Below are 24,474 nucleotides of genomic sequence, written 5' to 3' on the forward strand. Positions count from 1 at the left end.
TTAATCCGGTAGCTGCGGCGCAATCCGCTGGAGGTGGGCCAGCAGTTCGCCCGCCTGCTGTTCAGCGAACACCGCAATGCCGTGCTGGCGTAACAGGGCGGCCGCGACACCCGCTCCGGGCTGGCGCTGGCCGCTGAAGCTGCCGTCGTATATGGCCTGACTGCCGCAGGTCGGGCTGCCATCGCTGAGCAGGGCAAAGCGGCATCCTTCCTGCTGAGCAGTTTCGAGTGCCAGCCACGCGGCCAGCAGATAAGTCTGCGTCATATCCCGCCCGTCTGATTCCACTACCCTGGCCCGTCCCGCCAGCACATCGGCACCGCTGCCGCCGACAATCTCAGCCGGCAGGCGCGGAGTGGGTAAACCGGCAGCAAGCTCAGGGCAGTGCAGCACCAGCCGCTGCTCGCGCTGCCACTGCGTCAGCGCGGCCAGCACCTGCTTTTTGTCACTGCCGTTGTAGCGCACCCGAAAGCCCATCAGGCAGGCGCTAATCAATATTTTTTCACCGCGCTTCTGCATGCTCAGCGCCCTCCGGGCTGACGTATCTATTCAGCAATGGTTAACTTTTGTTACTTATTAGCATGTTAGAGTTAACGCGAATAATTATTATTCCTTAACCGGGTGCTGAAAAAAATGGAAACCAGGCTGCTTGCTGCCACCACAATTTTGTTGTCAACCACCTGCGCGGCCACTACGTATCCGGTCACGGTGACCGATCTCGCCGGGCAAACCATTACGCTGCAAAAACAGCCGCAGCATGTGATTTTGCAGGATGGACGCGACATTCTGGCGCTGGCCTTGCTGGACCGGCAAAATCCGTTTCAGCGGGTGGTGGCGTGGAATAACCTGCCCAAAAAGCAGGACACCCGAACCTGGGATCTGCTGAAGCAGCGCTGGCCGCAGGCCACTTCCATTGTTGATATGGGCTTTAACGATCAGGGGCAGGTCGACCTGGAAAGCGTGCTGGCGAAGCAGCCCGATTTGATGATCGCTCAGCTGCGAGCCAAACCGGCGCTGACCCAGTCGGGCGTGCTGGCAACCTTAAAAAATCTGCATATTCCGGTGCTGTTCCTCGACGATGAGCTGCAGCCGAAGCAGAACACGGTGGCGGGCATCACCCTGCTTGGTAAAGTACTGAACCGCGAAGCCGAGGCCAAAGCCTATACCGATTTTTATCAGCAGCGCTGGCAGCGGATTCAGCAGGGCGTGGCGCAGGTGCAGCACAAACCGACGGTGTTTATCGAGCCGATAGCCGGCAACAGCGATAACTGTTGCTTCACCCACGGTCACAATGGCTGGGGCGCGCTGGTGGAAGCGGTGGGCGGCAAAAATATCGGCTCAGCGCTGCTGCCAGGCAGTTCCGGCTTCGTCTCACTGGAAAAAATCATCGCCATGAAGCCGGATGTCTACATCATGACCGGCTCAAAACGCCCCAACAGTAACGTGCTGCCGTTTGGTTACGGCACCAGCCAGCCAGAAATTAACGCCACCTTCAGCCGGTTGCTGTCCCGTACCGGGCTGGCGCAGATCGCCCCGGTGAAGCAACAGCGGGTCTACGGTGTCTATCATCATTTCTACAACCATCCGTATAACATTATTGGCATGGAGATCCTGGCGAAAGATCTCTATCCGCAGACCTTCAGCGATCTCGATCCGACCGCCGATTATCATCATATCGTGAGCCACTTTACCGGCTTACCCGACGCGCCGATCGTGCTGAGCACCCCCTGACACAGCACGCAGCAGGGCGGCAGTGGCTGCCCTGCTTATTGGTGGACCTGAACAGGTCAGCATCGCGATCTATTTCCATCCTCATTTCTGCCAGACGTTTGTCCTTATTCCTGACTTTTTAACCTGTCGAAATATTAATTTAAAAAGCGCTGATGAAATTAAACAATCTTTTGTAAATCAGGATTTATTTTCACGATCATATTAGCCAGACAATGCTATGTTAGTCGGGCAGCGCTGGTGATGTGGTGTTGCGTGCTCTGGTTTTCCCTTTATTTATTAAGGGTTTCATCTCGTCTTCTGGTGTGGCAGGTTAATTTCCGATCGTTCACGATCGGTTTTTTTTATATAGGGATCATCCTGCAGGCATAATTTACGCTTCGGCTTAATAGCGCACTTTATATAATCTACTGATTTTCTTTGGGTCTGTTAATTAAGATTTTTCTTAAGTTATCCCGGCACAGACCGGTTATCCGCTGTTTGAGCGTTAATAACAGATTAATAGTGGGCTAATAAGGAAATGGTCAGAATATGGAGACAAATCGGGCGGATGTTAAGAAAGCGCTAAGCAAGCGTAATAGTGTGTAAGTTACCGGTTTTTAAGACTTTTACTGATGATGGTCTGCCAGATTATTGCCACTATGATGCGTAACGGTGCCTGAATTACCGTTATCTTCGGAGGCAGTACCATGAAAAAAACAACTTTAACCGTTATCGCTTCACTTTTTGCATACAGCACGCTCTTTTCTCATACCGCACTGGCAGATGGCCAGGGCGACGGCCACGGTCAGCGATGGCAGCAGGGCGAACAATCGCACGCTGACAATCGCGGCCACGACCGTGACAAGGGACACGATGAGCGCGGCCGCGACCACGACCGCGACCACGACCGCGACCATGACCGCGACAAAGGACACGACGATCGCGGTAATAAGGGCTGGCATAACGACGGCCCACGCGCCGATCGCGATCATTTCGCCTGGAACGGTCACGATTTCCGCCGCGGCCATCCGATTCCGGCGGAATATCGCGGCGATCGCTACCGCATCAACGACTGGCACGACCGGGGTTTACGTGAACCACCGCGCGGCGAACACTGGGCCTACATCGACGGCAACTATGTGCTGATTGCTGCCGCCACGGGCGTGATTACCTCACTGATCCTCAGCAGCGCATTCCACTGATCCCGTAACCAAAGTTACGCAATAACCGTCTCATAATAAACGTCATGCAGACACCGGCCCCCCGAACATTCTGCAACCCACGGTGCCCAGGGAAGGGCACGTAATGGATGGCTGCGGCCCTGGTTTACACTTTCCGTTTTGTCGCGTCAGCGGCTATCCTGACAGTCCACTCACAGAACCCTGGCGTGTAAGGAGTCATGATGACGACGGTTAAGATGGTTGCGGTAGATATGGATGGCACCTTTCTGGATGACCAGAAGCAGTACAATCGATCCCGCTTTCTCGACTGCTATCAGCAGCTCACCGCCCGCGAGATAAAATTTGTCGTTGCCAGCGGCAATCAGTATTACCAGCTCAAATCCTTCTTCCCGGAGATCGCCAGCGAAATTGCTTTTGTGGCGGAGAATGGCGCATGGATAATCGATCGTGACGAAGAGCTGTTTTGCGGCGCTTTCGACCGTAGCGATGTCAATGCGGTAATCGGCACGCTGCAAAACGGTCACTATCCCGGCCTGCGTTATCTGCTGTGTGGGCGTAACAGCGCCTATTACTTCGAGGGTATGGAAGAGACGTGGCTGGTTAAGATGCGGCACTACTGTCACCGGCTCAAGCCGATTCGCAGCCTGGAGGAGACCGCAGACGACCGGCTCTTTAAGTTCGCGCTTAATCTGTCGGATGACTACATCGAACCGCTGATGGCCGATATCGAACGGTTACACCAGGGCAAAGTCGCGGCGACTTCCAGCGGGCATGGTTCGGTTGACCTGATTGTGCCGGGCAATCACAAAGCTCATGGCCTGGAGCTGCTGGCACAGCGTTGGGGCATCCATCATGACCAGGTGCTGGCGTTTGGCGATGGCGGTAACGATCTGGAAATGCTGAAACAGTCGGGCTTCAGCTTTGCCATGGGCAACGCGCCGGAGCGGGTGAAAAAGGCTGCCCGCTACCTGGCCCCGACCAATAATCAGCAGGGGGTGCTGCAGGTGATTGAGCAGATGCTGGCGGGTGAGGGGCCGTTTGCCGGCCCGGCGGGCTAACAGCGCGGCCAGGGCGCGGTCACCGCTGGCCGGTCAGGCGCGGCGTGGCCGGGAAAGGCAAGCCACGCTGCGTGGATCAGTGGGTCAGGGTCCACGCCTGGGCGAGCATGGCATGCATCTGTTCGCGAGTGTAATTTACCAGAGAATTTTTGCTGTTAGCGCGTGCCAGTACCCACTCCACCTCGTCGGCGGTCAGGCTGGGCCCTCCGTGCCAGAACGGGGTAATCGCCTGCTGCTGCAGCCACTGCTTCAGGAAGCTGGCCGCTGAGTCGGTCGGCTCGCTAAAAAGCTGCTGATGCAGCTCATCCATTAATGCACGCTGCTGCGGATGGGTACTGTCAGCCAGCTGGTCAAGGAACGGAAACAGCAGGCGTCCACACACTTCACCATGATGAAACGGTTTGATCGCCCCCAGTTCGCCAGCAATACCGTGGATCACTCCCAGCCCGGCGCTGCTGAGACTGACGCCGCCCAGCCATGACGCCATCATCATCGCCTCACGCGCCCGGTCGCCGTCGGCGTCCTGCCGGTTGAGGTTGGGCCAGGCCTGAACAAACTGGCGTAGGCCGGTCAGCGCCAGCTGGCGGGTAAACAGATTGCCTTTGCTGGAAAGCCAGGCTTCAAACAGATGGGTAAAGGCATCGATGCCACAGGTCGCCAGTATCGGGTCGGGTGTGCCTTTCAGCAGGTCCGGATCAAGAATTGCCACCTGCGGCACAAACACCGCATGGCGCAGTGAGGCTTTCACCTGAATATCGTGCTGGTCGGTGACCACCGCATTTTGCGTCACTTCACTGCCGGTTCCGGCGGTGGTCGGGATGGCGATCAGCGGCAGCGTCACCGGCTGGACCGGCGTGTCGCCGACTTTTTCCAGATAACGGGCGGTCGGCAGAGGATGCTGCATCATGGCACTGAAGGCTTTGGCCGCATCCAGCACGCTGCCGCCGCCAATCGCCACCACCCGGTCCACATGGCCGCGCCAGCGCGCGACCCAGCCGTCAATGTCAGCCGGCGAAGCTTCATGGCTGACAATCTCATAGCCAATAATCTGACGGTTAAGATCCGCTTTCAGGCGGTCATAAGCCGCGCTCTGTAAAAACGATTGTCCACAAAACAGCAGGGTAGGCTGAGACTGCGCAGCCAGCAGCGGCACCAGCTTATCAAGACTGCCGCGTCCGAACAGGGTTCGTTGATTACTGTACAGCTCACTCAGATTCTCACTCACCAGCGCATCCTTTTACATTTTCGCTAAAATCTGAGTGTAACGAAAAGCGCGCCGCCAGCACTGGCAAACTTTCTGATAACGCCGTGGCAAAAAGTTGATCACCTTCGCAAAACAGAAATTCACTGGCGGCGGGGTGGTGCTTTCCTGCGGATGTTACCCTTAACATGTTATCGGTAACAGCGGTTGTCGGAATGTTAAAAACTCTTTCAAGCGCACTGTTTTGTAGCCCCCAGGGGATGATGATAATAAACCGGCACTGAACACCGTTCAGTGCGTAAGGTGGAGAAAACCTATGCCATTACTCTATGTGGCGATCGGCGTCGCGTTACTGCTGCTGCTGATGATTCGCTTTAAGCTTAATGGATTTATCGCGCTCATTCTGGTGGCGCTGGCGGTCGGTGTGATGCAGGGCATGCCGGTCAATAAAGTGATTACCTCGATTAAAGCTGGCGTGGGCGGCACGCTCGGCAGCCTGGCGCTGATCATGGGCTTTGGTGCCATGCTCGGTAAGATGCTGGCCGATTGCGGGGGCGCGCAGCGGATTGCCACCACCTTAATCGAAAAGTTCGGCACAAAGCATATTCAGTGGGCGCTGGTGCTGACCGGTTTTATCGTCGGCTTTGCGCTGTTCTATGAAGTGGGCTTTGTCCTGATGCTGCCGCTGGTGTTCAGCGTGGCCGCATCGGCGCGCGTTCCGCTGCTCTATGTCGGGGTGCCGATGGCCGCCGCGCTCTCGGTGACGCACGGCTTTTTACCGCCGCATCCGGGCCCGACCGCCATTGCCACGCTGTTCAACGCGGATATGGGGAAAACGCTGCTGTTCGGTACGCTGCTCGGCATTCCTACCGTGATTCTGGCCGGTCCGGTCTATGCCCGCTTCCTGAAAGGCATCGATAAGCCGATCCCGCAGGGGCTTTATAACCCGAAAACCTTTACCGAAGCAGAGATGCCAGGCTTTGGCGTCAGCGTCTGGACCTCACTGGTGCCGGTAGTGCTGATGGCGCTGCGTGCGGTGGCCGAGATGCTGTTGCCGAAAGGCCATGCGCTGCTGCCTTACGCCGAGTTCTTCGGCGATCCGGTGATGGCTACGCTGATTGCGGTACTGATTGCGATCTTCACTTTCGGTCTGAACCGTGGCCGCAGCATGGATCAGGTGATGGAGACCCTGAGCGATTCGATCAAAATCATCGCCATGATGCTGTTAATCATCGGTGGTGGCGGTGCCTTTAAGCAGGTGCTGGTCGACAGCGGCGTGGATAAATATATCGCTAACATGATGCACTCTACCCAGCTGTCACCGATCTTTATGGCGTGGTCGATTGCGGCGGTACTGCGCATTGCGCTGGGGTCGGCAACGGTTGCGGCGATCACCGCCGGTGGCATTGTCGCGCCGCTGATTGTCACCAGCGGTGCCAGCCCGGAACTGATGGTGATTGCGGTTGGTTCAGGCAGCGTGATTTTCTCTCACGTCAACGATCCTGGCTTCTGGCTGTTTAAGGAGTATTTCAACCTGACGATCGGTGAAACCATTCGTTCGTGGTCGGCGCTGGAAACCATCATTTCCGTCTGTGGCCTGATCGGTTGCTTACTGCTGTCGATGGTGATTTAACCCGTAGCCGCTGGCAGGCAATCTGCCAGCGGCTGACTGTTCCCGCCTGCGTTACACCGCCAGCGCGCGGAAAGCCGCCAGTTCCTCCGCCGACATCCCTGCCTCTGTGGCTGCCTGACAGATCTGCTGCCAGCTGGTGCTATCCAGCGGAATGCCCTCACGACTGCGGATGATACGATTGCTCTCTTCCCATTCACCCGGTACCTGAATCGGCGCGTCACCGCTGCGTGGCGACGCTTTAACCCAGTCAAGAAAGGCTTCTGCCTCATCCTGCATCGCGGGGGCATCAAACGCCTGTGGATTGAGGATAATGGTGGTCATACAGTTAAAGATGGCGTCATTGCCGCTCTGCAAGGTGGCCTGATGCGTGGTGCGTCCACCCGACAACGCGCCGCCGAGAATTTCACACAGCGTCGCCAGCGCATAGCCCTTGTGCAGGCCAAAGGGCAGCAGTGAACCATGCGGTGACTGGTGCATCACGCCGGGGTCAGTCGTCGGCTGACCCTGCGCATCGATCAGGTAACCCGGTGCGACTTCGACACCCTTGTTCCATGCCACCCGGGTTTTGCCATAGGCGATGCCGCTGGTGGCGAAATCGAGCAGCAGCGGCCGGGCATGCGGGCGCGGAAAAATGGCGCAAAACGGATTAGTGCCAAAGCGCCGATCGCTGCCGCCGAATGGCGCCACCATCGGGTCACCCATCACATTTACGAAATGGAAGGAGACGAAACCCGCCGCCGCGCATTGCTCGGCCCAGTGACCGATACGGCCGATGTGGTGCGAATGGTGCAGACCGACCGCGGCGATGCCCAGTTTCTGCGCCCGCTCAATGCCGAGCTTCATCGCTTGCCAGGCGGCAACCTGTCCGAAGCCCTGATGGGCATTCAGCGTCAGCACCGCGCCGTTGTCTTTATCCAGGGTAGGATGCTGATTGAGTTGCAGATGTCCCTGTTTCAGCGACGCCATGTAACTGGGGATCATGCCAACGCCGTGCGAATCGTGCCCGGCGAGGTTGGCAGCCACCAGGTGATCGGCCACCAGACGCGCTTCTTCCGGCTGACTGCCGGCAGCAAGCCAGATTGCTTCGGTGAACTGATGCAGACGCGTAGCATTAATGTGAAGTAGGCTGCTCACGTTGTACTCCTTTTCAGTGGGATAGCTCATCCTGCGGCGAAAAAGGAAGCACGGCAAGTCAGTTTTTAAGCAGGAAAAGGGCCGCAGTGCGCGGCCCGGAATTTCGCTGACAGAATGTGGCAGAACAGCTTAATGTGGCTGTTCAAAACCGGCTTTAATCATCTGTTCCCGCAGCGCACGCGCAATTTCGCGATTGCCGCCAGTAACCGGATAAATCACGTTATTCACTACATCATCAAGGTAATGCTCCTCAAACTCCTGCATCGTGAGTTGAGTACCGCCCTCATCATTGATGGCGAAAGAGCCTTTGATGTGGTCGCCGCTATTTTTTGCCTTAAGGCTGTAGCGGCCCATGCTGGTATTAATGGTGGTCATAAGATCTCCTAGCTAAGCATATTCAGGTCATAACCAAAGAGGCCTGCCTTGCCGGTTAAATTTTAGCCAGGAATTTTCTGCAAATCGAAAATCAGCCGCGGCGAAAATTGCGGGATGCGATCCGGTTCGCAGAATTTTAATTAGCGAAGCGATAACCAGCGGTCAGATTTCCTCGCCGGCAAGGGAAGCGGCATAGGCGTTTTTTTTGGCTATACTGTTTAGGGGAAAGGTTTTTTTATTGGTGAGGGAGAAGGAAATGAAAATTATTCTGTGGATTATTGCCATTATTTTTATCGTAGGTCTGCTCACCCTGACAGGGGTCTTCAAACTGATTTTCTGATCGTGCTGGTCGGTTTCAGCTTCACCGGGCACCTTATTCAGGTGCCCGACGCATTTTTATTCTGATCGATCAGGCAATGTGCGATCGGGTCCATTGATGTTTCAGGCAGCAGATCTTTGGCCTCCAGCCGTTTTTTACAGTGTGCACAACAGGCACCGTGGAAAGTGAAAGCTTCACCATCGCGTTCGGTAAAAATAAACCGGGCACTGCCGCATTGGTTACAACGAATTTTCATTACCATCCTGATGCTATCTCCCTGTAAGTCACGAAAATGGGTTTAGCCGCTGATCAATCTGACAGGTAAATATTCCTTATTTATTGCCTGCCAATATTATCTTTTCGGGCGCAGAAAAAAATAGTGACTTATCTCCGCTATTGTTTGTTGCCAAATGCGTATCTGACGGTAAAAAGGCATTTCTTTGATTTGAATCAATGTTTTTTATCTTTAGCCTTAAATATGAGCAGGCGAGCGGTCTGCCGCGCCTTAAGCGCTAAAGCAGCCCGACCCGCAGCCGGTAAAAAGCAGATTTAACCGGCAGTGACGCCGACGCATCAGGCGCTTGCCTGATGCGTCGCGTATGCCGCAGGCGGAATAGGGAGCAAAAACGGGCTGAACGACGGATAAAAATGACAAAAATGTCCTGAGCGGCGAGCTTGCTATCCGCTAAAATGGCGATGAAATGCGATTTTTAGCGCAGGATAGCCGGCTTATCGGCAAATCAGATTTTATCGCTTAACCTGAAGCCAGCCTGACTGACTGAGCTAAAAAGCACCCAGTTTCCAGCGGGTTACCTTTATCCTGCAGATAATTGCCCTGCAACAAAAAAGGGTTTTTTGGCAAGGTTAAAAGTAGGAAAGTGTGATGGGTAAGCAGAAAGTCGAAATTTATCACTTTTTCATCAAATCGCACTGGACAAATCCCTCCGCAATTGCTGTACTAGATGGCGACACAGTTTAGTGTCCATTTTTCATGTAAAGGTAATATAGATGTCTAAGATCAAAGGTAACGTTAAGTGGTTTAATGAATCCAAAGGATTCGGTTTCATTACTCCTGAAGATGGCAGCAAAGATGTATTCGTACATTTCTCTGCAATCCAGAGCAACGGCTTCAAAACTCTGGCTGAAGGTCAGCGCGTTGAGTTTGAAATCACCGACGGCGCGAAAGGCCCATCTGCTGCTAACGTTATCAGTCTGTAAGTTAACAGTCAGAATTCTAAAAACCCGCCTGATGGCGGGTTTTTTTATGGCTGTCATCCGTGATACCTCTGCATTCAACCCTCTTGCAAACGCCCCTGCGCTGGCGCGCTGGCCGCACAAACTGCGCGGCGCTTCACAATAAATCCTCGTAACATAATTCTAACAACCTTACTTACAGCTTTTTGTTGTCCAACGCTATATAACAACATGATGGCATCGGGCGACTGAGGAAACAGGATGAATATACGTCAGGCGGATTTAAAAGACAGTTTTGCGCTCAGTGCACTGCTGAGCGAGTTAGGCTACGGCGGCACGGAAAATTTTATTGAGCAGCGTCTGGCGCAGTTAAGCAGCGATCCCAGCGAAGCATTACTGGTAGCCGAGTTCGGTAATCAGGTGCTTGGCTTTTTATCGATGCATTTTATACCGCAGCTGGCGCTGGCCGGGGACTTCGCGCGCATCAGCTATTTCTGCATTGCGGAAGGTGAGCGCAGTAAAGGGGTTGGCCAGCAGCTGTTACAGCACGCCGAGTCGCTGGCAGCAGCGCGCGGATGCGATCGGATGGAAGTGCATTGCCATCAATCCCGCCTCAAGGCGAATCAGTTTTATGCCCGTGAGGGTTACGTTGAATCGCCGCGCTATCACGTTAAAGATCTGCCCGCACGCTAGCCTCCCGGCCGGACGCGATGACCAGCGCGTCGGCGATCATCTCACGCTGCTGATCTTTCAGGCTGGCAATACTGACCCGGATAAACTGGGTCGGCCCCAGCCGGCAACGCTCACCGGGTAACACGGCGATACCGCGCGCGGCCAGCGTAATCATGGCGAATTGCTCTGAGACCACCGGAATATAGAGGCTCAGTCCATCCCGTGGCGGTAGCACCAGTCCGCGCTGCGCCAGCGCCTGGCGCAGTTGATCGCGACGCTGATGATAGACTTCGCGCGCCGTGGCAATCTGCTGTTGGGTCGCCTCGTCTGCCAGCAGCCACGCCACCGCATCCTGCAAAATACGGCTGGTCCAGCTGACGCCAAAGTTTCGCCACGCCTGAATACGCTTTACCATCTCCGCCGTGGCGGATAACACCGCCAGCCGCAAATCGGGCCCGTAGGCTTTGGAAAAGGAGCGGACATGCAGGGTACGCTCGGGAAACTGCGTCCCCAGGCTCCAGCTCGGCGCAGCCGAAAGATCACCAATGCCATCATCCTCCACAATCAGCGTGCTGCTGTTTGCCAGTACCTGAGCCAGCGCCAGACGCCGCGCCACTCTGATGGTCCGCCCGGTGGCCGAATGGGTGCGCGGCTGATAAATCAGCATCACCGGCGCGCGAGTCAGCAGGGTGCTTAACACTTCAGGCAATGGCCCCTCGTCATCACAGGCCAGCGGCAAAATTTCAGCGCCGACATTATCCAGCATATCCAGCAGGCGGGTGGCGGTGGGATCTTCAATGATCACCCGATCGCCAGGCGAAACCAGCGTCTGCACCAGCAAATTCATCGCATCGAAACCGCCATCGGTCGCCAGGAAGGCTTCCGCCGGATAAGGCCAGCGCGGCGTTATCGCCTGCAGCAGCGGCGCTGAAATGGCTTCGCGGGTGTAGCTGTTCAGCTGCGGCGATCGCAACGCCGCCTGCAGCGCGTTTTGCAGGTCGGGTAACAGCGCGGGATCGGGAGAGGCCATCGCCAGATCGGCGCGAATGTGCTCGCCATAATTGCCGATTTTTTCAAAGCGGATCGGTCGCGGCATGTCGCTATTGCCGCTGACCCAGACGCCACTGCGTCCTTTACCCGCCAGAACTTTCTGCTGCCTGAGCCGCGACCAGGCAGCAGAAACGGTTGCCGGGCTGATCCCCAGCCGCTCCGCGATTTCCCGCACCGCCGGCATCTGCATCCCGACGGCAATCTGCCCGTCACGAATCAGGCCTGATGCCACCTGAGCAATCCCTTTTACCGAAGGCGTCGTTATCTGATTACAAAACCAGTTCAGGTCGACCATTTGCGTCATAAGAAAATACTTTGTTCAGTAACAAATTAATGATTGTTCAGGTCAGTATTCCGGATCTAGTATCAAATTCAAGCACTATTTGAAGTATCAACCCGCCCGGCCTCACGGCACGGCGTAAACGGAGAGATCATGGCAAGGCTGAGTATCCGACTGGCAGTGCGCGACTGGGACTACTTTACGCCCCTGGCGCTGGGCGATATCACACCGGACAACTTTGATCTGCAAATCGATCGGGTCGGAACGCTGGTTAATGACCTCGCCAGCAGCCCCGATTATGACGCCGGTGAAGTGTCGTTCAGCCGTTACGCCCAGGCGCGGGCCAGAGACGATGCGTCACTGCTGGGCTTGCCGCACTTCCTGATGCGCGGCTTTCGTCAGCGCTGCATCATTACCACGGCGGAGAGTCCCATCACCACGCCTGCAGCGCTGAAAGGGAAAAGAATCGGGGTTACCGGCTGGCAGGATTCGGGCAATACCTGGACGCGTACGGTACTGCGCGAAGCAGGCGTGGAGATTGATGATGTCCGCTGGTTTGCCGGGCGGCTGACCGCCGATCACCCGATTGTCGACCGGCTGGCGGGCTTTGGCCGACCGGGCCGGATTGAGCCTGCGCCGGGTGAGCGGCCGCTGATTGAGCTGCTGAAAGCGGGTGAGCTGGAGGCGGTGTTTACCCCGTTTATGCCGGAAGGTTTTTTCCTGCCGGCGTCCGGTCTGCGTCAGCTCCAGCCTGACTTCTATCAGGCTGAGCGGGCCTACTTCAACCGCGTCGGCTACGTGCCCGGCATTCATATTCTGGCGATGAAACCGGCGCTGGCGGCGCAGCATCCGTGGCTGCCTGCCGCACTCAGCGAGGTGATCGATCGCTCTTATGCCTTGTGGATGCAGAAAAGGGAGAAATATGCCGACACCACGCCGTGGCTGCTGGACGATTTGCGACGAACCGCGCAGGAATTACCGGCCAGCTGGAATCAGAATGGTTTTGCCGCTAATAGAAAGATGATTGCGGATTTTGGCCGTGAACTGTTCCAGCAGGGATTAACCCACAGATTGCTGACGCCGGAAGCGATATTTCCGCTGGCAGGAGGAGAGAAATGATGAAAGTTGCGTTGGGACAATTTGCCGTCAGCCGTGAATGGCAGGAGAACGCCACCCTCTGCCTGACGTTAATGCAGCGGGCCGCTGCGGGCGGTGCCGATCTGCTGGTGCTGCCGGAAGGGGTGCTGGCGCGTGACATTACCGATCCCGATTTAGTGCTCAAGGCGGCGCAACCGCTGGACGGTCCGTTTGTCAGCCAGCTGCTGGCGGCCAGCCAGCATAACGCGCTCACCACCATGATGAGCGTGCACGTTCCCGCCGCAGAGCAAAAGGCGCTTAACGTGCTGATCGCTATTCGCAACGGCGAAATCATTGCGGCCTATGAAAAACTGCATCTCTACGACGCCTTCGCCATGCAGGAGTCGCAGCGGGTCAATCCGGGCCATCTCATCCCGCCGCTGGTCGAGGTGGCAGGGTTAAAAGTTGGTCTGATGACCTGTTATGACGTGCGCTTCCCGGAGCTGGCGCGCCGGCTGGTGCTGGATGGCGCGGACCTGCTGGTGTTGCCTGCCGCGTGGGTTAAAGGACCGCTGAAAGAGATGCACTGGGAGCTGCTGAACCGCGCCCGGGCGCTGGAAAATACCTGCTACGTGGTGGCCGTCGGGGAATGTGGTCCGCGCAATATCGGCAACAGCCTGGTGGTCGATCCGCTGGGCGTGGTGATCGCTAATGCGGCAGAGTCGCCGACGCTGATGTTTGCCGATATTGATCCTGAACGCATCGCCTACGCCCGCCGCGTGCTGCCGGTGCTGGAGAATCGTCGTTTCGCCCGTCCCGAGCTGAACTGACACCCTGACCCTGGAGGAGGAACCATGATTAACCGCGTAACCGCCTTAACGCTGGCGCTGAGTCTGGCTGCCAGTCTGGCGCAGGCTGCCGACACCCTGCCGACCCAGACTGTCGATCAGGCTTTACATGACCGTCTGCCCGATCAGATCAAAAAAGCGGGCCGGATGATTTCGGTCAACAATGGATCTTTCCCGCCGTATGAGATCGTCAATGGCCCGCACTCGATGGAGGGCGCATCGGCGGATCTCACGACCGCACTGGCGCAGCTGCTGGGTGTGAAGATCGATCACGCCACGGTGAGTGGCCTGTCCGGCGTGCTGACCGGCATTAACGCAGGCCGCTATCAGCTGGCGATTGGCCCGATAGGCGACTATCCGGATCGTCAGCAGAAGGTGGACTTCATCGATTTTGTGCAGGAATTCGTGGTGTTCGGCGTCCAGAAGGGCAACCCGGCGCAGATCAACCAGCTTGATGATACCTGTGGCAAACGGATCGCGGTGATGGCGGCTGGCTCTGCGGAGCAGGTAATCCGTCAACAATCGGCGCGCTGTACCGCCGCCGGCAAACCGGCAGTCACGGTGCAGGCATTTACCGATCAGCCTTCGTCGATCCTCGCGGTGCGCTCGAAACGCTCAGATGCTTTTTTCTCCTCCCAGGCGCCGCTGACCTGGTTTGTTAATCAGGCCAAAGGCCAGCTCGAGCTGGCGGGCAAAGGGCATAAGAATGGCTTCGGTGACATTTTCCAGGGCACCGTGGTGCCAAAAGGATCGCCGTTAAGCGGCGTGGTGCTGGATGCTTATAAGGTGCTCTATCAGAACGGAACCTATGCCGCCATCATGAAGAAATGGCAGCTGGAGGACAACATGACCGCCGCGCCGGGGCTGAACCTGGCAAAACAGGAGGCTAAATGAGCCTGAGCCGCCACGATTCGCCGATCGGGGAACCGCAGCGTGATGAGGCGCAACTGCGCGACGTGGCTTTCGCCCGCAGCGCGCCGGCCTATGGACGCTGGATCAGCTGGATTGTGGTGCTGGTGGTCGGCTCTGACCTGCTATGGCTGGTGATGACCAACCCCAATTTTGAATGGCAGGTGGTGCTGAAGTGGTTCACCGAAGGCTCGGTGCTGAAAGGGTTGCAGGTTACGCTGGGGCTGACGCTGGTTTCGATGGTACTGGGTACGCTGCTGGGGCTGCTGTTAGGCGTCTGGCGGCTGTCGGACAACCGACTGTTGCGCGGTATTGCCGGGCTTTATATCTGGTTCTTTCGCGGAACGCCGCTGCTGGTGCAGCTGATCTTCTGGTACAACCTCTCAACTCTGTTTCCTGAGTTATCCCTGACGGTGCCGTGGACCGACATTACGCTGGCGCGCTGGAATACCAACGATCTGATTACCCCGCTGACCGCCGCCATCGCCGGGCTGGCGCTCAACGAAGCCGCCTATATGGCTGAAATTATCCGCGCCGGCCTGCTGTCAGTGGATAACGGCCAGGTTGAAACCACCCAGGCGTTTGGTATGAGCCGGGCGCGGGCGCTGCGGCGGATTATTATTCCGCAGGCGATGCGTTCGATTATCCCGCCCACCGGTAATCAGCTGATCAGCATGATCAAGGCGACCTCGCTGGTGAGCGTGATTGCCATGGGCGATCTGCTCTACTCGGTGCAGGCGATCTACAACCGCACCTTTGAAATTATTCCAATGCTGATGGTCGCGGTAATCTGGTACCTGCTGATTACCTCAATCCTCAACCTCGGTCAGTCCGCCATTGAGCGCTATTACGCGCGTGGCACCCGGCGGGTGGCCAGCGTGGCGAAGCGCCCAGGCGCGCTGGCGGCCACCGCACAGCAACAGAAGGAGGAGCAATGAGCCAGGCTGAGCCGTTAGTCTGCGCCCGTAACGTGCAGAAGCGTTATGGCGACAATCAGGTGTTGAAAGGGATCGATCTTGATGTCTGGCCCGGTGAGGTGGTGGTGATCCTCGGACCTTCAGGCTCGGGTAAATCGACCTTTCTGCGCTGCATCAACCATCTCGAAGAGATGAATGGCGGATCGATACGGGTCGGCGATCAGCAGATCGGCTACGTGCTGAAACGCAACCTGCTGCATCGCCTCTCCTCACGTCAGATCGCCCGTCAGCGCCAGAAGATTGGCATGGTGTTTCAGCAGTTCAACCTCTATCCCCACATGACGGTACTGCAAAATATTATTGAGGCACCTATCGGCGTGCATAAATTTCCGCGTCAGCAGGCTCTGGCGCATGCCCGGTCACTGCTGGCAACGGTGGGATTGAGCGATAAGGCGGATGCCTGGCCACGCCATCTGTCGGGCGGCCAGCAGCAGCGTGTGGCGATTGCGCGCGCCTTAGCCATTAAGCCGCAGTTGATGTTGTTTGATGAACCAACGTCGGCGCTGGACCCGGAACTGGTAGGTGAAGTTCTGGCGACCATGCGGACGCTGGCCGATCAGGGACTGACAATGATTGTGGTAACCCATGAGATCAGCTTCGCCCGTGAGGCGGCCGACCGGGTGGTGTTTATGGATGGCGGCGTGGTGGTGGAGCAGGGGACGCCGGAACAGGTGATTGCTAATCCGCAGCATCCGCGTACTCAGGCTTTCCTCAGCCGTTTTATCTGATAAAATCGCCGCTCCGATCTTACTCTGTTACAGATTGCAGTTGTGGCAGCACGCAAACTGCGCGTAAATAACAGTCACCGTTATTCGCTGAAGTTGAAAGGTTAAATATGGAAGGTATCAGTATTGCCAAACTGCTGATCATCGGTGCGCTTATCGTACTGCTTTTTGGCACCAACAAGTTACGCTCTCTGGGTGGCGATCTGGGCTCCGCAATCAAGGGCTTCAAGAAAGCCATGAAAGATGAAGACACCAGCGCAGCCCGCACTCCGGCTGAAGAAGTCCCGGCTGAACGCGTCGTTCATAAAGATTAATCAGTTATTCACTGAAAATAATTGTTACTTTTTATGTCAGAGCGACATTAAAAAACCAGACTGTTGTCAGTCTGGTTTTTTTGTCTTCAGGCACTGGTGCTGTCGTACATAACAGCGCAGCCGGCTTATTTAACTTCAAGCCCTTTGGCCTGCATATCCGCATGATAAGAAGAGCGGACAAACGGACCGCACGCCGCATGGGTAAAGCCCATCGCCATGGCTTCTTCTTTCATCTCGTCAAATTCCGCCGGACTGACGTAGCGCTGAACCGGCAGATGGTGACGGCTGGGCTGCAGATACTGGCCGAGCGTCAGCATGGTGACGCCGTGACGACGCAGATCGCGCATCACTTCGACGATTTCCGCATTGGTTTCGCCCAGACCCACCATCAGACCTGATTTGGTCGGAATATGCGGGTGCGCTTCTTTGAAACGCTCCAGCAGCTTCAGTGACCACTCATAGTTAGCACCCGGACGAACCTGACGGTAAACGCGCGGCACGTTTTCCAGGTTGTGGTTAAACACATCCGGCGGGGTGGCGGTCAGAATGTCCAGCGCCCGATCCATCCGGCCGCGGAAGTCAGGCACCAGCGTTTCGATTTTGATGGTCGGATTCTTTTCACGGATCGCACTGATACAGTCGGCAAAATGTTGAGCACCGCCATCACGCAGGTCGTCCCGGTCAACCGAGGTGATCACCACATAACGCAGGCCCATGTCGGCGATGGTTTGCGCCAGTTTGCCGGGCTCATTCGCATCGGGTGCGTTAGGGCGGCCATGCGCCACATCGCAGAATGGGCAACGGCGGGTACAGATAGCGCCGAGGATCATAAAGGTGGCGGTGCCGTGGTTGAAGCATTCGGCCAGGTTAGGACAGGAGGCCTCTTCACAGACTGAGTGAAGTCCATTTTTTCGCATCGCGGCTTTAATGCCCTGAATACGACTGGAGTCAGCAGGCAGCTTGATTTTCATCCATTCCGGCTTACGCAACATCTCTTGCCGTTCAACGGCCACGGTTTTCACCGGGATCAGCGCCATTTTGTCTGCGTCACGATATTTGACGCCGCGTTCCATCTGAATTGGTTTACTCATAAATCAGCAGGTTCCGGTCGGATTGCGATTTGAAAGCGTTCTCACTCAACCCGAGAAGGGTGCTTTCAACTTTATTTGAAAAAAGTGCAAAAATTATATCATCTCATCGCCCGGGAAGCAGCCACCGTCAGCGCGGATAGGTTACATATTTGTAAATTCGCATTCAGCGTTAAGGCTGAAGCGGCAAATCTTGGTCTGTCCATTGAACATTTTCATACCCTGTCAGGCGGGCAAACGCCGCTACCAGCGGGGCCTGCACCTGTTCCAGCCGTACGTCCGGCTGAAAATGCTGTAATTGGGTCATGCTCATACCGGCATAGCCACAGGGATTAATGCGCGAGAAGGGGGCCAGATCCATGGCGACATTCAGCGCCAGGCCGTGAAACGAGCAGCCTTTGCGGATCCGCAGCCCGAGTGAGCAGATTTTTTGCTCGCCGACATAAACGCCTGGCGCGTCGGCTCGTGCCCGGGCGCTGACACCAAAACCGGCCAGCGTAGCAATCACCGTCTCTTCCAGCGCCGTCACCAGCTGGCGAACGCCAATTTTGCGTCGTTTGATATCGATCAGCACGTACATCACCTGCTGACCCGGCCCATGATAGGTGACCTGACCGCCGCGGTCGCTCTGCACCACCGGGATATCGCCGGGCATCAGCAGATGTTCCGCCTTGCCCGCCTGGCCCTGGGTAAAAACCGGAGGATGCTCAACCAGCCAGATTTCATCACGGCTCAGGCTGTCGCGCCGATCGGTGTAGTGATGCATGGCATCGGAGACGGTTTGCCAGTCGCGTAAACCTGACCGGCGGACGAGAAGGGTATCAACTGACAAAACGATGGCCCGCTTTAACAAAGTAAGCTGAGAATAATGTCGGCAAACCGTCAGGAAAGGGCGCTTCGCCGACCCGGCAAATCAGAGCACCATGCGTACGATTTCGATTTTACCCAGCTCTTCATACAGGCGTTCAACCTGTTCAATATGGGTGGCGGTAATGGTGATATTGACGGAGTGATAGTTGCCCTTGCTGCTCGGCTTAACTTCAGGACTGTAGTCGCCGGGCGCATGGCGTTGCACCACTTCAACCACTTGATCAACCAGCTCCGGTTGCGCCAGACCCATTACCTTATAGGTAAACGGGGTAGGAAATTCGAGCAGTTCATTCAGTTTGGTTTTCATATTAACTCCGGTGCATAAAAAACAGACTCCCGCCTGAGCGGGAGCATCATAATAACCTGTAATGGGGGCGATGGGGCGACTTTTCAATCACCCGCCACGCTTAGCCGAACCAGTGATGGAACATCAGTTTGATGTAGTCAACGATGCGGCTGAAGAATCCGCCTTCCTGGATCTCATTCAACACCACCAGTGGGCGCTGTTCGATGGTTTTGCCATCCAGCTGGAAGTTAATGCTGCCGACCACCTGATTTTTCTTCAGCGGCGCGTGCAGTTCGGTGTTGTTCAGCACATAGCTGGCTTTCAGATCTTTCATCCGGCCGCGTGGAATGGTCAGGTAGGCATCTTTTTCAACGCCAAGCTGGACGCGATCGTTGTCGCCAAACCATACCGGCTCAGAGGCGAACTCTTTGCCCGCTTTCAGCGGTGCCACGGTTTCAAAGAAACGGAAGCCCCAGGTCAGCAGTTTTTTGCTTTCGGTCTCGCGGCCTTTGTAGGTGTGACCACCCATTACCGCAGAGATCAGACGCATCTGGCCTTCGGTAGCCGATGCCACCAGGTTGTAACCTGCTGCATTGGTATGACCGGTTTTAATGCCATCCACGTTCAGGTTGGTATCCCACAGCAGACCGTTACGGTTCATCTGACGGATGTTGTTGAAGGTGAACTCTTTCTCTTTATAGACGGCGTACTCTTCCGGTACGTCGCGGATCAGCGCCTGGCCAATCAGCGCCATGTCGCGCGCCGAGCTGTACTGACCTTCAGCATCCAGGCCGTGTACCGTCTGGAAATGAGTGTTCTGCAGGCCAATCGCTTTAACGTAGTTGTTCATCAGGTTAACGAATGCATCCTGACTGCCGGCGACATAGTCCGCCATGGCGACACAGGCGTCGTTACCCGACTGCAGCACAATCCCACGCGTCAGCTGAGAAACCGGCACCCGATCGCCTGGCTTGAGGAACATCAGCGATGAACCTTTAAACACCGGGTTACCGGTAGCCCAGGCATCCGGACCGACGGTGACCAGATCGTCCTGATGGATTTTGCCGGCTTTGACCGCCTGACCAATCACGTAGCTGGTCATCATTTTGGTCAGACTGGCGGGATCGCGGCGTGCATCAGCGTTTTTCTCGGCCAGCACTTTGCCCGAGTTGTAGTCGATAAGGACATACGCTTCGGCATCAATGTCCGGTACGCCCGGAATCATGGTTTTGAGATTGACGTCATCAGCAATAGCGGCATGGCTGAGAGAGAAGGCGATCAGTGATCCCACTGTCAGGCGTTTCAGCAAACGAGATGATTTCAGCGTGTTCATGTGTAGGACTACAACATCCGTGGTTTTGAGGTTTAAAAAGTCACTCATCATACCCAATGGCTGGTTTTCCGGCATCGGGCATGATGATTGGGTTGTTAGCAGACGTAACGGTAACCGTTCAATCAGCGAGCTGTATTGGTAATAAATGAGGCAGCCTGGCCGTCACTGCTCAGGCGCTGTTGCAGCGCGGCCGCTTCGGCACGGGTCGGATAACCGCCGAGCTGGACACGATACACATTGCCCGCCGTCTCCACTTTGCCGGGCACGCCATAACGCTGGCTCAGGCTTTCCATCAGTTGCTGCGCGCGCGCCGGATCGTTCAGCGCGCCGACCTGCACCACATAGCCGGTGGCCGTCTGCGCCGGGCTGGTAGCGGCGGGGGCGGTGCTGGCAGGCGCGGCCGTCACGGCGGGTGCGCTGGCCGCCGCTTCATTGCTTTCCAGTACGCCGCTGGCTAACGGCTGGGGTGCGCCGAGAAAACCACTGCTCTGCACCGGCGCGCCCATGTTGTCACTGCTCTGCAAGGTGCTGTTGCTGACCGCCTCAACATCTTGTGGCGGTACCGGCTGTGAAGCCGCCGCGCTGCCGCCGCTCATCACCGAGCCGCCGCTAAGATCCGGGCGGGCCGGCAGAGAATAGCTCTGTTTCGCCACCACCGTTCCGATGGTGCCGGGACCGGAGAGCGTACCATCCGGGGCGACCTTAATGTAATCGACCCGGACCCGCGAATTATTGGAGATGTTCAGACGATCGCCGGCGGCGCGCGACAGGTCGATGATACGGCCGGGCGTGTACGGGCCACGATCGTTGACCCGCACCACAATCTGGCGGCCATTGGCAATATTGGTGACGCGCACGTAGCTCGGCAGCGGCAAAGTCGGATGGGCGGCGGTCAGGGCATCAGGATCGTAAGCTTCGCCGGTGGCGGTGCGGTTGCCCTGCGCCTCTTCGCCGTACCAGGTGGCGAGGCCGACTTCGCTGTAGTTCGACGGATCTTTAATGATGCGGTAATTTTTGCCGTTGACGCTGTAATCCTGACTGGTGCCGGGATTGATTGGCTCATAGCGTGGCTCAACGCCGGGTATTTCTACCACCGGGCCATTATAGGCCGGTTGCGGCGGCGCGGTATTTTGGGGTTCGGGCGTGGTACAGGCCGCCAGAACCAGTGATGCCAGTGCAACGCCAAGCCATTCCTTACGCATCTGCAGCCTCTTAAACACTTTTAGATAACATTTTTCGGTGAGTATGGATCGACATCACAATGCCAAATCCCGCCATGAGCACGATAAGCGCGGAGCCGCCATAACTGACCAGCGGCAGCGGCACGCCAACTACCGGTAAGATACCACTAACCATACCAATGTTAACGAAAACATAAACGAATAAAATCAGCATTAAACCGCCCGCCATTACCCGGCCAAAGGTGGTCTGGGCGCGGGCTGCAACAATCAACCCCCGCATGATCAGCAGCAGATAAAGCGCCAGCAGCACCAGTACCCCAACCAGCCCTAACTCCTCCGCCAGAACCGCGAAGATAAAGTCAGTGTGGCGTTCCGGCAAAAACTCCAGCTGTGACTGGGTGCCCTGCAGCCAGCCTTTACCCCGCAGGCCGCCAGAACCAATCGCAATCTTCGACTGAATGATGTGGTAACCGGCACCCAGCGGGTCGCTTTCCGGATCGAGCAGCATCATCACGCGGTCACGCTGATAGTCATGCATCAGAAAGAACCACAGGATCGGGATAAACGCCGCCACCAGCAGCACTGCGACGCCAATCAGTTTCCAGCTCATGCCGGACAGGAACAGCACAAACAGTCCGGAGGCGGCAATCAGAATCGAAGTACCGAGATCGGGCTGAGCCGCCACCAGCAGGGTGGGCACAAAAATCAGGATCAGCGCGATGCCGGTATTTTTCAGCGTCGGTGGACAGACATCGCGGTTGATAAAGCGTGCCACCATCAGCGGCACGGCAATTTTTGCGATCTCTGACGGCTGAAAGCGGACGATACCGAGGTCAAGCCAGCGCTGAGCGCCTTTACTGATCTGCCCGAACGCATCTACCGCAATCAGCAGAATGACGCAGATGATATAGAGATAGGGCGCCCAGCCTTCGTAGACGCGCGGCGGCACCTGCGCCAGCACAATCATGATCACCAGCCCCATGGCGATCTGGCCGATTTTACGCTCCATCATGCCCGGGTCCTGGCCACTGGCGCTCCAGATCACCACGGCGCTGTAAATCAGCAGGCCGAGAATCACCAGCATAAACAGCGGATCGATATGGATGCGCATCCAGATCGATCGTTTCTGCGGACTATCGTTCATCGACATGTTTATTCACCTTCGTAGCCGGGCGGCACCGGGGCTGCGTCCGGCAGGACTGTATTGTTATCACCTAACATGATGTGATCCAGAATCTGACGCATCACGGTGCCGACAGCCGGTCCGGCGCCGCCGTTTTCCAGGATAATGGTCACCGCGACCCGAGGTTTGTCATAAGGAGCAAACGCGGTCATCAGCTTATGGTCGCGTAATCGTTCGGCAATTTTATGTGCGTTATAGGTTTCATTCTCTTTCAGGCCAAACACCTGCGCCGTCCCTGATTTGGCGGCGATTTTATACGGCGCGTCAGCAAAGCTCTTGTGCGCGGTTCCGTTAGGGCGATTCGCCACGCCATACATGCCGTCTTTGGCAATTTCCCAGTAGCCGGAATGGATGTCGCCAATCGGCGCCGCAGGCGGCTGGCGATAAGGCACCAGGGTGCGTCCTTCACGGGTGGCGCGCAGCATATGCGGCACCCGGATAACGCCATCGTTAATCAGGATCATCATCGCTTTGTTCATCTGCAGCGGCGTTGCGGTCCAGTAACCCTGACCGATGCCCACCGGGATGGTGTCGCCCTGATACCACGGCTTTTTGAAACGTCTGAGCTTCCAGTCACGGGTCGGCATGTTGCCCGCGCTCTCCTGCGGCAAATCGATGCCGGTGCGGCTGCCGTAACCAAATTTGTTCATCCACTCCGACAGCCGGTCGATGCCCATGTCATAGGCGACCTGATAGAAGAAGGTATCGGCGGACTCTTCCAGCGCTTTGGTAACGTTCAGGCGGCCGTGGCCCCATTTTTTCCAGTCGCGAAAGCGCTTCTCAGAGCCGGGCAGCTGCCACCAGCCGGGATCGAACAGGCTGGTATTGCGGTTAATCACGCCGGCGCTCAGGGCAGAGACCGCAACGTACGGTTTGACCGTTGAGGCCGGTGGATAAGCGGCCTGGATGGCGCGGTTATACAGCGGACGGTTTTCATCGCTGAGCAGGCCGCGATAATCCTTGCTGGAGATACCGTCGACAAACAGATTCGGGTCGTAGCTCGGCGTTGAAACCATCGCCAGAATTTCGCCGGTACGCGGATCGCTGACCACTACCGCGGCGCGACTGCCGGTCAGCAGCGTTTCGATATACTGTTGCAGCTTAAGATCGATGGTCAGATAGATATCACGACCGGCCTGCGGTGACTCTTCATGCAGCTGACGGATCACCCGGCCACGGTTGTTCACTTCAACCTCTTCAAAGCCGGTTTTGCCATGCAGCAGATCTTCGTAATAGGCCTCAATGCCGAGTTTGCCGATATCGTGGGTCGCAGCATAGTTAGGCCATTTTCCCTCTTTATCGAGGCGAGCAACGTCACGATCGTTAATTTTGGACACGTAACCGACCACGTGCGTCAGGGTCTGGCCATACGGATAGTAACGGCGCTGATACCCTTTGACTTCGACGCCGGGGAAGCGGTACTGATTCACCGCAAAGCGCGCGACCTGCACTTCATTCAGGCCGGTTTTTACCGGAATAGAGGTAAAGCGACGCGAGCGTTTACGCTCTTTTTGAAAGTTTTCGAGGTCGTCGTCGGTCAGTTCGAGAATCGGACGCAGGTTATCCAGCGTCTGTTGCAGATTATCGACTTTTTCCGGCACCAGTTCGGCCTGATAGATGGTGCGGTTGAGTGCCAGCGGCGTGCCGGTGCGGTCATAGATGATGCCCCGGCTGGGCGCGACCGGAACCAGCTTAATGCGGTTTTCGTTTGAGCGGGTGCTGTAATCGTCAAAGCGTAAAATTTGCAGGTGGTAAAGATTAACCACCAGCACCGAGGAGAGCAGTAAGATACCGACGAAAGCGATAAACGCCCGACGGACAAAAAGTTTCTGTTCGGCGCTGTAATCGCGAAAGGCGTTGCTTTGTAATTTCATCCGCT

At 56.4% G+C, this 24,474-nt stretch carries 26 protein-coding genes; 13 read left to right on the top strand and 13 right to left on the bottom strand.

Annotated elements, in window-relative coordinates:
• Entirely contained in the window at nucleotides 1–516 is a 516-nt protein-coding gene (locus AC6I8D_RS05215) for a 2-thiouracil desulfurase family protein (RefSeq protein ID WP_497819750.1), read from the bottom strand.
• Nucleotides 517–630: 114 nt separating this feature from the next.
• Here AC6I8D_RS05215 and AC6I8D_RS05220 point away from each other — a divergent pair, with 114 nt between their 5' ends.
• The 3 genes from AC6I8D_RS05220 to AC6I8D_RS05230 all read left to right on the top strand — a co-directional run bounded on the left by AC6I8D_RS05220 (nucleotide 631) and on the right by AC6I8D_RS05230 (nucleotide 3,946).
• Nucleotides 631–1,728, top strand: a complete 1,098-nt coding sequence (locus AC6I8D_RS05220) for an ABC transporter substrate-binding protein (RefSeq protein WP_497819751.1) — start codon at nucleotides 631–633, stop codon at nucleotides 1,726–1,728.
• Between the two features lie 686 nt (nucleotides 1,729–2,414).
• A complete protein-coding gene (locus AC6I8D_RS05225) occupies nucleotides 2,415–2,909 on the top strand; it encodes an RcnB family protein (protein WP_497819752.1) in 495 nt (164 codons plus the stop codon).
• A gap of 200 nt (nucleotides 2,910–3,109) precedes the next feature.
• The gene (locus tag AC6I8D_RS05230; RefSeq protein ID WP_312758106.1) at nucleotides 3,110–3,946 is read left to right on the top strand and encodes a Cof-type HAD-IIB family hydrolase; all 837 of its coding nucleotides are present in this window, start codon (nucleotides 3,110–3,112) and stop codon (nucleotides 3,944–3,946) included.
• A 76-nt stretch (nucleotides 3,947–4,022) separates the two neighbouring features.
• On the opposite strand, the gene AC6I8D_RS05235 is transcribed toward AC6I8D_RS05230, so the two are convergent.
• Nucleotides 4,023–5,171: an iron-containing alcohol dehydrogenase gene (locus AC6I8D_RS05235; protein WP_312053641.1), complete on the bottom strand. Its 1,149-nt coding sequence runs from the start codon at nucleotides 5,169–5,171 to the stop codon at nucleotides 4,023–4,025.
• Between the two features lie 292 nt (nucleotides 5,172–5,463).
• Here AC6I8D_RS05235 and gntT point away from each other — a divergent pair, with 292 nt between their 5' ends.
• Nucleotides 5,464–6,780 (top strand): gluconate transporter, encoded by a 1,317-nt coding sequence (gntT, locus tag AC6I8D_RS05240; RefSeq protein WP_233984943.1) that lies wholly within the window; start codon nucleotides 5,464–5,466, stop codon nucleotides 6,778–6,780.
• Nucleotides 6,781–6,831: 51 nt separating this feature from the next.
• Here the strand turns inward: gntT and AC6I8D_RS05245 are convergent, their stop codons facing one another.
• Entirely contained in the window at nucleotides 6,832–7,914 is a 1,083-nt protein-coding gene (locus AC6I8D_RS05245; RefSeq protein ID WP_497819753.1) for a malate/lactate/ureidoglycolate dehydrogenase, read from the bottom strand.
• Between the two features lie 129 nt (nucleotides 7,915–8,043).
• Nucleotides 8,044–8,289, bottom strand: a complete 246-nt coding sequence (locus tag AC6I8D_RS05250) for a hypothetical protein (protein WP_031377748.1) — start codon at nucleotides 8,287–8,289, stop codon at nucleotides 8,044–8,046.
• Nucleotides 8,290–8,545: 256 nt separating this feature from the next.
• On the opposite strand from AC6I8D_RS05250, the gene AC6I8D_RS05255 reads away from it, so the two are divergent.
• A complete protein-coding gene (locus AC6I8D_RS05255; RefSeq protein ID WP_019105993.1) occupies nucleotides 8,546–8,629 on the top strand; it encodes a small membrane protein YohP in 84 nt (27 codons plus the stop codon).
• Between the two features lie 37 nt (nucleotides 8,630–8,666).
• On the opposite strand, the gene AC6I8D_RS05260 is transcribed toward AC6I8D_RS05255, so the two are convergent.
• Entirely contained in the window at nucleotides 8,667–8,864 is a 198-nt protein-coding gene (locus AC6I8D_RS05260) for a hypothetical protein (protein WP_312053649.1), read from the bottom strand.
• Nucleotides 8,865–9,616: 752 nt separating this feature from the next.
• Between AC6I8D_RS05260 and cspE the strand changes: the two genes are divergently transcribed.
• Both cspE and AC6I8D_RS05270 read left to right on the top strand, forming a co-directional pair.
• Nucleotides 9,617–9,826 carry a transcription antiterminator/RNA stability regulator CspE gene (gene cspE / locus AC6I8D_RS05265; RefSeq protein WP_006118399.1) on the top strand — a complete coding sequence of 70 codons (210 nt, stop codon included), beginning with the start codon at nucleotides 9,617–9,619 and terminating at the stop codon, nucleotides 9,824–9,826.
• 237 nt (nucleotides 9,827–10,063) lie between these two features.
• Nucleotides 10,064–10,495: a GNAT family N-acetyltransferase gene (locus AC6I8D_RS05270; RefSeq protein WP_312053651.1), complete on the top strand. Its 432-nt coding sequence runs from the start codon at nucleotides 10,064–10,066 to the stop codon at nucleotides 10,493–10,495.
• Here the strand turns inward: AC6I8D_RS05270 and AC6I8D_RS05275 are convergent.
• Nucleotides 10,473–11,828 carry an aminotransferase-like domain-containing protein gene (locus tag AC6I8D_RS05275; RefSeq protein WP_497819754.1) on the bottom strand — a complete coding sequence of 452 codons (1,356 nt, stop codon included), beginning with the start codon at nucleotides 11,826–11,828 and terminating at the stop codon, nucleotides 10,473–10,475. The genes AC6I8D_RS05270 and AC6I8D_RS05275 overlap by 23 nt on opposite strands.
• A 129-nt stretch (nucleotides 11,829–11,957) precedes the next feature.
• Between AC6I8D_RS05275 and AC6I8D_RS05280 the strand changes: the two genes are divergently transcribed.
• The 6 genes from AC6I8D_RS05280 to tatE all read left to right on the top strand — a co-directional run bounded on the left by AC6I8D_RS05280 (nucleotide 11,958) and on the right by tatE (nucleotide 16,654).
• Nucleotides 11,958–12,923, top strand: a complete 966-nt coding sequence (locus AC6I8D_RS05280; protein WP_497819755.1) for an ABC transporter substrate-binding protein — start codon at nucleotides 11,958–11,960, stop codon at nucleotides 12,921–12,923.
• Entirely contained in the window at nucleotides 12,923–13,711 is a 789-nt protein-coding gene (locus AC6I8D_RS05285) for a deaminated glutathione amidase (RefSeq protein WP_497820655.1), read from the top strand. Before AC6I8D_RS05280 ends, AC6I8D_RS05285 begins: the two co-directional genes overlap by 1 nt.
• 24 nt (nucleotides 13,712–13,735) lie before the next feature.
• The gene (locus AC6I8D_RS05290) at nucleotides 13,736–14,623 is read left to right on the top strand and encodes an ABC transporter substrate-binding protein (RefSeq protein WP_312053655.1); all 888 of its coding nucleotides are present in this window, start codon (nucleotides 13,736–13,738) and stop codon (nucleotides 14,621–14,623) included.
• Nucleotides 14,620–15,576: an amino acid ABC transporter permease gene (locus AC6I8D_RS05295; RefSeq protein ID WP_312053657.1), complete on the top strand. Its 957-nt coding sequence runs from the start codon at nucleotides 14,620–14,622 to the stop codon at nucleotides 15,574–15,576. The genes AC6I8D_RS05290 and AC6I8D_RS05295 overlap by 4 nt, the downstream gene beginning before the upstream one ends.
• The gene (locus tag AC6I8D_RS05300) at nucleotides 15,573–16,343 is read left to right on the top strand and encodes an amino acid ABC transporter ATP-binding protein (protein WP_031377755.1); all 771 of its coding nucleotides are present in this window, start codon (nucleotides 15,573–15,575) and stop codon (nucleotides 16,341–16,343) included. The genes AC6I8D_RS05295 and AC6I8D_RS05300 overlap by 4 nt, the downstream gene beginning before the upstream one ends.
• Nucleotides 16,344–16,450: 107 nt before the next feature.
• Complete coding sequence (gene tatE / locus AC6I8D_RS05305; RefSeq protein WP_031377756.1) at nucleotides 16,451–16,654, top strand: twin-arginine translocase subunit TatE; 204 nt, start codon at nucleotides 16,451–16,453, stop codon at nucleotides 16,652–16,654.
• Nucleotides 16,655–16,779: 125 nt separating this feature from the next.
• On the opposite strand, the gene lipA is transcribed toward tatE, so the two are convergent.
• From lipA to mrdA, 7 genes are all read right to left on the bottom strand, one after another.
• Complete coding sequence (lipA, locus tag AC6I8D_RS05310; RefSeq protein ID WP_046288462.1) at nucleotides 16,780–17,745, bottom strand: lipoyl synthase; 966 nt, start codon at nucleotides 17,743–17,745, stop codon at nucleotides 16,780–16,782.
• A gap of 169 nt (nucleotides 17,746–17,914) precedes the next feature.
• Nucleotides 17,915–18,574: a lipoyl(octanoyl) transferase LipB gene (gene lipB, locus AC6I8D_RS05315; RefSeq protein ID WP_497819756.1), complete on the bottom strand. Its 660-nt coding sequence runs from the start codon at nucleotides 18,572–18,574 to the stop codon at nucleotides 17,915–17,917.
• Nucleotides 18,575–18,655: 81 nt separating this feature from the next.
• Nucleotides 18,656–18,919: a DUF493 family protein YbeD gene (ybeD, locus tag AC6I8D_RS05320; protein ID WP_031377758.1), complete on the bottom strand. Its 264-nt coding sequence runs from the start codon at nucleotides 18,917–18,919 to the stop codon at nucleotides 18,656–18,658.
• Nucleotides 18,920–19,019: 100 nt separating this feature from the next.
• Entirely contained in the window at nucleotides 19,020–20,231 is a 1,212-nt protein-coding gene (gene dacA, locus AC6I8D_RS05325; RefSeq protein WP_031377759.1) for a D-alanyl-D-alanine carboxypeptidase DacA, read from the bottom strand.
• Nucleotides 20,232–20,353: 122 nt separating this feature from the next.
• Complete coding sequence (rlpA, locus tag AC6I8D_RS05330; protein WP_497819757.1) at nucleotides 20,354–21,433, bottom strand: endolytic peptidoglycan transglycosylase RlpA; 1,080 nt, start codon at nucleotides 21,431–21,433, stop codon at nucleotides 20,354–20,356.
• Nucleotides 21,434–21,443: 10 nt separating this feature from the next.
• A complete protein-coding gene (gene mrdB / locus AC6I8D_RS05335) occupies nucleotides 21,444–22,556 on the bottom strand; it encodes a peptidoglycan glycosyltransferase MrdB (RefSeq protein ID WP_046288546.1) in 1,113 nt (370 codons plus the stop codon).
• A gap of 8 nt (nucleotides 22,557–22,564) precedes the next feature.
• Nucleotides 22,565–24,469 carry a peptidoglycan DD-transpeptidase MrdA gene (gene mrdA / locus AC6I8D_RS05340; protein WP_312053668.1) on the bottom strand — a complete coding sequence of 635 codons (1,905 nt, stop codon included), beginning with the start codon at nucleotides 24,467–24,469 and terminating at the stop codon, nucleotides 22,565–22,567.
• Nucleotides 24,470–24,474: the final 5 nt, after the last annotated feature.

The sequence above is a fragment of the Pantoea sp. X-Soil-MYKO-1785 genome (genome assembly GCF_059730675.1).